Genomic DNA, 5144 nt, shown 5'->3' with positions numbered 1-5144 from the left:
CAATCCACCAATCTGATCCAGGTATTTGTGGGTATTTCCGTGGCCTTTGGGATTGCCAGTGTGCTGGCCGTTTCCGTGGTTCAGCGTCGGCGAGAGATTGGCATTCTGCGAGCCACGGGCTCCACCGCCAATCAGGTCATGACGGTGTTCCTGATCCAGGGCGGGATTGTTGGCCTGCTGGGCTCCTTTCTGGGTTCCCTGGGTGGTCTGGGCATGGTCAGCTTGTTCACCGCCCTGGGCGCCCGGCCCGACCGTGAGGCCCTGTTCGATGTGACCGCAGGCGCCGGCCTGGTGATGGGCGCCATGTTGCTGGCCACGGTTACGGGTATTCTGGCGGCCTACTTCCCGGCCCGCCGTGCCGCGAAGATGGACCCGGTAGCGGCGATTCGAGATGAATAAGGAGCTAGGGATGACAGCGCCTGCTGCCGACAGCCCGGTCCTGCGGCTGAAGAATGTGAAAAAGCGCTACAACATCGGCCTGCCCAGCGAGCAGGAAGTGCTCCATGGCATTGATCTCAGCGTGGGCCCCGGAGAATTCCTGGCCATGGTGGGACCCTCCGGCTCCGGCAAGAGTACCTTGCTCAACATACTGGGTCTCCTCGATCAGCCCAGTGACGGCGAGGTATTCATTGCCGGGCGCTCCACTCGGGGGCTGTCGGACGGTGAACTATCCCGATTGCGCGGTGAGCGCCTGGGTTTCGTGTTTCAGTTTCATCATCTGCTCACCGCCTTTACGGCCCTGGACAATATCCAGATGCCTTGTTGGGCCGCCATGGGGCGACGCGACCCGGATATCGAGGCCCATGCCCAGGCGTTGCTGGCGTCGGTGGGCCTGGACGATTACGGCGAGCGCAAACCCAAGGCCCTCTCTGGCGGACAACAACAAAGAGTGGCCATCTGCCGGGCATTGATCAATCGCCCGCCCCTGGTGCTGGCCGACGAGCCGACCGGGAATCTGGACACCGAGAGCTCCGAGCAGGTATTTGACTTGCTACGCCGCTTCAATCGGGAATTCGGCTGCGCTTTCATCATCGTCACCCATGATCTTGAGCTTGCCGAGAAATGCGACCGGGTCATCGAACTGGTGGACGGTAGAATCCTTGATGACAGATCCGGGATAGGCGTCCCTTCCTAGCGCCCCCTTGCACCATGCACTTGGGCTTGGGCACCTCAGTTATCTCGGCCTCCAGGCGGTCTCATGGCACCTTGGTCACCTTTGATACCCTTACGACCCTGACAGAATTTTTGGAGCCTGTACGAATCTTTATCCCGAGTCTCTAGCTGGCCTATGGCTAGGGCAATGTTCCTGTGCTCACCCCGGTAGCGCACTTTTTCTCGGTGGTGCAAGCATGATGGCGATAGTTGTTTTCTGCTAACTTGTCTGTTGCCCCACCTTGTGAGTCGGAAGCCAATTGCCTCGTCCAAGGGGAACTCTTGCGGGTAGCCTCGGTCTCGGATTGGAGTATCTGGCCGTCAGATTATTCTTGCTTGATCTCTCTGGAGGGAAGCTAATGCAAGGAATTCAAAAGCTTATTGTTGGGATGTTGCTCGGCTCGCTGGCAGTCACCGCAATGGCCAGCGAACGCAGCATTCCGATCGATGATGCGGTGGTGACCGAGCACGCTACCCGAATTCAGGGTGAGCGGGTCCGATATTCCGCGACCACCGGCACCCAGCCGGTCTGGGACGACGATGGCAAATCCATCGCTACCTTGTTCTACACCTATTACCAGCGTACCGATGTTCGCGACCGGGACCAGCGCCCATTGGTGATTTCCTTCAATGGTGGGCCGGGCTCGGCCTCGGTCTGGATGCATGTTGCCTATACCGGGCCCCGAGTGCTGGAGATCGATGACGAAGGCTATCCAGTGCAGCCCTACGGGGTCAAAGACAACCCCTACTCGGTCCTGGACGTTGCCGACATCGTGTTCGTCAATCCGGTCAATACCGGGTATTCGCGGGTAGTGCCGGACGAGGATGGTGAAAAGATCAGCCAGGAGGAGCAGCAGGAGCGCTTTTTCGGTGTCGAGCAGGATATTGAATATCTTGCCGAGTGGATCAATACCTTCGTCACTCGCAATGAGCGATGGAATTCGCCCAAGTTCCTGATTGGCGAGAGTTATGGCACCACGCGGGTTGCCGGTCTGGCTCTGGAGCTGCAGAACAGCCAGTGGATGTATCTCAACGGTGTCATTCTGGTCTCGCCGACCGACATGGGCATTGACCGGGAAGGGCCGGTGAAGGCAGCTAATCGCCTGCCTTACTTCGCCGCCACGGCGTGGTACCACGATGCACTGGACGATGAGCTCCAGGACCTGGATCTCTACGAGCTCTTGCCCAAGGTGGAGGAATTCACCCTGGAAGAGTACCTGCCCGCATTGGCCCGAGGGGCATTTCTGAATGAGGAAGAACGCCAGCAGATCGGCGAACAAGTAGCTCGCTATTCCGGGCTGTCGCTGGACAGCGTGCTCGGCAGCAACCTGGATATTGACCTGGCCTTCTTCTGGAAGGACTTGCTGCGGGATCGCGGTCGCACCGTTGGCCGGCTCGACTCCCGCTATCTGGGCATCGACCGCAAGGATGTGGGTGAACGGCCCGATTACTGGGCCGAGCTGACCGCCTGGCTGCATGCCTTTACCCCGGCGATCAATCACTATATTCGCAGCGAGCTGGAGTACGAGACGGACATCAAATACAACATGTTCGGGCCGGTGCACCCCTGGGACCGCCAGAACAATCAGACCGGGGAAAACCTGCGCCAGGCCATGGCCCAGAATCCCTATCTCAATGTGCTCTTCCAGGCCGGCTATTATGACGGTGCCACCAACTACTTTGATGCCAAGTACAGCATGTGGCAGTTGGATCCCAGTGGGAAGATGCGGGACCGCTTGAGCTTCAAGGGCTATCGTAGTGGTCACATGATGTATCTGCGGTATGAGGATCTGCGCCTGTCCAATGAGGACTTGCGGGATTTCATCCTGGATGCCATCCCGGCGGAGGGGCAGCCTGCCCGCTACGACTGAGGAGCTCGCAGCATCCTGTCGAATCAGCTCAGGCGGCGGCATGATTCATGCCGCCGCCTCGACTTTATCCTTTGGGCACCCGGCAGTCCGGCCCGGATTGCTCAGACCACTCCAGGAAAGGCAGGACCCAGTCATCCAGCCAGTCCAGGCGCACATGGCTGGCGATATGACCACCGGTGTCGGGCAGAATCAGGAGCTGCCCGCAGTCCAGCACCTCAGCCAACTCACGGCTGTGTGACACCGAGACATGTTGATCATCCTCGCCGTGGATGAGCAGTGCGGGGGTATTCAGGCCCCTGATCGCTTCTGCCGTGTCCGCCAGTTCCAGACTCAGTCCGGCATCGATCATGGCCCTTTCGAAACCTCGAAGCAGATTCCTCTGGCCCACCAGGCGACTGCGCCAGGGGGCAATCTCTCTGGCCACTTCCACCACCGCACCGCCCGGGTCATTGAAGGGGGCAATGGCCACGACCGCGCTGACGCGGGGGTCGTCGGCGGCGCGCAGGGCGGTACTCGCACCCAGGGATGCGCCCATGAGATACAGCGGCTTGCTGATCGCTTCCCCGGTTTCCAGGTGGTCGATGAGCCGCTCCACGTCGCCCGCCTCCAGCACGCCGAAGCCGACCTGACTCCCACCCGACTGGCCATGGCCGCGCAGATCCGGAATCAACGTCTCGAAGCCCGCTGCACTGAGCTGAGATGCCCAGGGGACCATGACTTCATGGGATTGGCGCCAGGAATGGAGCAGAATCACGGTGCCCCGGTGTGTTTCCGCTTGCGGGTTCGTGTTGACCCGGAAATTGATCCGGAATCGGCCGTTGTCGCCGTCGGTGCTGAGATCGTAATCGGCGTCCAGCCCGCCGGCACGGAAGCGGACCGCCCAGTGTTCACTGCCGTCCCCGGCTGTCCATTCCACGCTCTCGCCACCCAGCTGGGAAGTGGCCTGGTAGCCGAGATTGAACATGCCTGAATCGGGCCCCGGGGCTTCGCCAATCTCCCGCGCTGCAATGCCGGCGCAGCCACTGAGCAGAGCCGCCAGAATGGACAGGCAGATCAAGGACAGGCCGGGGCCCCGCAGGGCATGCCAACCGGAAGCCTCCGGCGCGTGGATGGTCATCGGCGGTTTTCCTTTATTGTGCGTGGAACCGCTTTTGATCATAGCCGAGCCGATCTGGGGCAACAATTCCAACTGAAAGCGTGTAGTGTGATGTCGTGGTGACGGTGCTCGGGCCTTTGATAGAATTCTTGGCGTTTCTGGCTCAAAGGAAAGGGCTGCTTGTGCTGGTAAAGCTTTTACTGGATCTGCTGCTGTGGCTGGGTTTGATTGTTGTTGCCTTTTGGAGTGCGCCGGCGCTGTATCATAGCTTTGAGCGGTTGCCTATCTACACCGTGCCTTCGTTGATCATTATGGCCAGTGCGACAATGGGTGGCGCCATTGCCGTGATGGTCATCAATGAGGCCTGGATACCGGTCCTGACGCCCTTGCTGGGGTGGGAATACGAATCCGGCTACCGTGAGGCCCATTTCATGCTGGCCGCATCGCTATGCGCGACTATTGTTGATGCGGTGGCCAATCGGCTCAAGGCTCAGGGTGTGGAGAAGCAGGCGCCCGACTACGAAGCGCCCTGGCTGCAGGCCGAGCGTGAACGAATGGGCTGGAAAGACAAGCGTGAAGACTAGCCAGAGACGTATTTGACGGGAGACTGCACTTGCTGGGACGTGCTTCCAAGGCCCTGATTCGCCGGGTGTGGCGCTGTGATCGCTGTGGCCTGCAAACACCCAAGAAGAAATCCCAATGTCAGCACTGCCACGGCCTGGATGAGGCCGGGCTGGCGGCGCTCAAGCAGCGCTACGAAGAGAAGCACATCACCAATGCAAGAATCGGTCGGGTGTTTCTGATATTGAGTGTGCTCATGATTGCCCTGATGATCATTGCCTTCTGGTGATCATGCTCGTTTGCTTGAAAGGAGTAAGCAGTGATTCGTTTCTTTCGCCTGGTTAGCATGATCGAGGGGCTGTCTTTGCTGACGCTCCTGTTCGTGGCCATGCCTTTAAGGACCTACGCGGACATGCCGCTCGCCGTCACCTATGCCGGCTGGATTCATGGCATCTTGTATCTCT

General features: G+C 59.5%; 7 protein-coding genes. 6 read left to right on the top strand and 1 reads right to left on the bottom strand.

Going from position 1 to position 5144, the window contains the following annotated elements:
- The 3 genes from ACJWXQ_RS02485 to ACJWXQ_RS02475 form a co-directional block, all read left to right on the top strand.
- On the top strand, positions 1–399 hold a 399-nt coding region (locus ACJWXQ_RS02485), incomplete at its 5' end, for an ABC transporter permease (RefSeq protein ID WP_406672064.1).
- Between the two features lie 10 nt (positions 400–409).
- Positions 410–1135, top strand: coding sequence for an ABC transporter ATP-binding protein (locus ACJWXQ_RS02480; RefSeq protein WP_346052641.1), 726 nt, complete (start codon positions 410–412; stop codon positions 1133–1135).
- A gap of 406 nt (positions 1136–1541) precedes the next feature.
- Positions 1542–3023: a S10 family peptidase gene (locus ACJWXQ_RS02475; RefSeq protein WP_406672066.1), complete on the top strand. Its 1482-nt coding sequence runs from the start codon at positions 1542–1544 to the stop codon at positions 3021–3023.
- Positions 3024–3087: 64 nt separating this feature from the next.
- On the opposite strand, the gene ACJWXQ_RS02470 is transcribed toward ACJWXQ_RS02475, so the two are convergent.
- Entirely contained in the window at positions 3088–4140 is a 1053-nt protein-coding gene (locus ACJWXQ_RS02470) for an alpha/beta fold hydrolase (RefSeq protein WP_346052643.1), read from the bottom strand.
- A 95-nt stretch (positions 4141–4235) separates the two neighbouring features.
- On the opposite strand from ACJWXQ_RS02470, the gene ACJWXQ_RS02465 reads away from it, so the two are divergent.
- The 3 genes from ACJWXQ_RS02465 to ACJWXQ_RS02455 form a co-directional block, all read left to right on the top strand.
- Complete coding sequence (locus ACJWXQ_RS02465; RefSeq protein WP_346052645.1) at positions 4236–4703, top strand: hypothetical protein; 468 nt, start codon at positions 4236–4238, stop codon at positions 4701–4703.
- A gap of 29 nt (positions 4704–4732) precedes the next feature.
- Complete coding sequence (locus ACJWXQ_RS02460) at positions 4733–4969, top strand: hypothetical protein (protein WP_346052646.1); 237 nt, start codon at positions 4733–4735, stop codon at positions 4967–4969.
- 33 nt (positions 4970–5002) lie between these two features.
- Positions 5003–5144: DUF3817 domain-containing protein (locus tag ACJWXQ_RS02455; protein WP_406672065.1), on the top strand; the 142-nt coding region annotated here is incomplete at its 3' end.

This window comes from Natronospira sp. (genome assembly GCF_007134575.1).
Classification (GTDB): Bacteria; Pseudomonadota; Gammaproteobacteria; order Natronospirales; family Natronospiraceae; genus Natronospira; species Natronospira elongata.
Note: the sequence above shows the minus strand (reverse complement) of the source record. Positions and strands in the feature narration are given on the sequence as shown.

Coding starts and splice junctions, on each gene's coding strand:
- ACJWXQ_RS02480 (WP_346052641.1), top strand. CDS start 410: ATGACAGCGCCTGCTGCCGACAGCCCGGTCCTGCGGCTGAAGAATGTG.
- ACJWXQ_RS02475 (WP_406672066.1), top strand. CDS start 1,542: ATGTTGCTCGGCTCGCTGGCAGTCACCGCAATGGCCAGCGAACGCAGC.
- ACJWXQ_RS02470 (WP_346052643.1), bottom strand. CDS start 4,140: ATGACCATCCACGCGCCGGAGGCTTCCGGTTGGCATGCCCTGCGGGGC.